The 1,624-nt window shown below is 74.6% G+C and carries 1 protein-coding gene; it reads right to left on the minus strand.

The features are described from left to right. A partial coding sequence (locus tag ACTMS2_RS29215) for an amino acid adenylation domain-containing protein (protein ID WP_441178257.1) occupies positions 1-1,565 on the minus strand: 1,565 nt, incomplete at its 3' end. Positions 1,566-1,624 lie beyond the last annotated feature (59 nt).

Consider the following 1,624-nt stretch of genomic DNA (forward strand, 5'->3'; position numbering starts at 1 on the left):
TCGCCGGTGCGGTAGAGGCGGCTGCCGGGTGTGGTGGCGTGGGGGTCGGGCAGGAACCGCTCCGCCGTCTGCCCGGGGCGGCCGAGGTACCCCCGGGCGAGCCCTTCGCCGGCGATGCAGAGTTCGCCGGGCGCGCCGGGCGGGACCAGGCGCAGATCGGGGTCGAGCAGGAGGACGCGGACGCCGTCGATCGGGCCGCCGAGATCCGGGCGGTGGGTCCCGTCGGGCCGCACCACTCCGGCGGTGGCGACGACCGCCGCCTCGGTCGGGCCGTAGTGGTTGACCAGGGCGTAGGGGGCGCGCGCGGAGGGTCGGGTGGTGAGGGCGTCACCACCCGTGAGCAGCGTCCGCAGGCGGGTGGTGGGCGGCGTGGGCAGCCGCAGGATGGCTTCGGCGATCGGGGTGGGCACGAAGGCCACGCTGAGACCCTGCCGGTGCATCCAGTCGTGCAGCGCGGCGGGGTCGAGGCGGTCGGCGGGGTCGGCGACGTGCAGGGTGGCACCGCTGACCAGCGCCGGCCAGATCTCCCACACCGCCGCGTCGAAGCCGAGGCTGGCGATCTGACCGTGGTGCTCGCCGGGCCCGCTGGGATAGGCGTCGAGATGCCAGCGTACGAGGTTCGCCAGCGCGTGGTGGGCGACCATGACCCCCTTGGGGGTGCCGGTGGACCCGGAGGTGTGGATGACGTACGCCAGTTGCTCCGGGTGGATGTGCACCCGGGGGGCCGACGGCGCGGGGGAGTCGGGCCGCTGCGGCGCGAGGGTGACGACGCCGGGGGGTGTGTCGGTGTCGTGGGGGTGTTCGGTGATGAGGATGGTGACGGCGGAGTTGGTGATGAGGTGGTGTCGGCGTGCGGGTGGTGTGGTGGGGTCGATGGGGAGGTAGGCGGCGCCGGTCTTGAGGACGGCGAGCATGGCGGTGATGGCGGGGGTGCCGGGTGGGAGGCTGACGGCGATGGGGTGGTCGGGTCGGGCGCCGTGTCGCAGGAGTTGGTGGGCGAGGTGGTTGGACCACTCGTCGAGTTCGCGGTAGGTGATCGCCCCCGCCGCGTCGACCACCGCGACCGCGTCGGGCTGCCGCCGGGCCGTCTCCGTCACCAGTCGCGGCACGCACCCGGGATCGCCGTCGGAGCGTCCGGCCGTGCCGTCCGGCCCCGTGGCCTGGACGTCCGTACGGTCCGCGACGTCGCGGCCGGCCTCGGCCGGCCGCGTCGCGCCACCCGGTCCCGACCCGCGCCGACGTCCCGTGGACACCGTCGCGAGCCGCCGGCGCTGCTCCTCGGTGATCGCCTCCACCGTGGACAGCCGCTGATCGGGATCGGCCAGCACGGCGGCGACCAGGGCGCGGTAGCTGTCGGCCAGGTCGGCCATGGTGCCGGGCTCGTACAGGTCCCGGGCGTAGCTGAAGTACACGCTGACGGCGTCGGTCCCCACCTCCGCGTGGACGGTGAGGTCGAACTTCGCCGTGCCCGGCTCGGCCGCCACCGGTCGCATCGTCGCGGTGCCCAGCGGCACGGGTCCGTCGGCGACGCCCGTCACGTTCCCGCCGGTGAAGACGGTTTGGATGAGGGGTGGGGTGTGGGGGTCGCGGGTGGGTCGGGTGTGTTCGACGAGTTTGTCGAAGG

Origin of the sequence: Micromonospora sp. SD12, assembly GCF_052068495.1 — a bacterium.
In the GTDB taxonomy this organism is placed as follows: domain Bacteria; phylum Actinomycetota; class Actinomycetes; order Mycobacteriales; family Micromonosporaceae; genus Micromonospora; species Micromonospora echinofusca.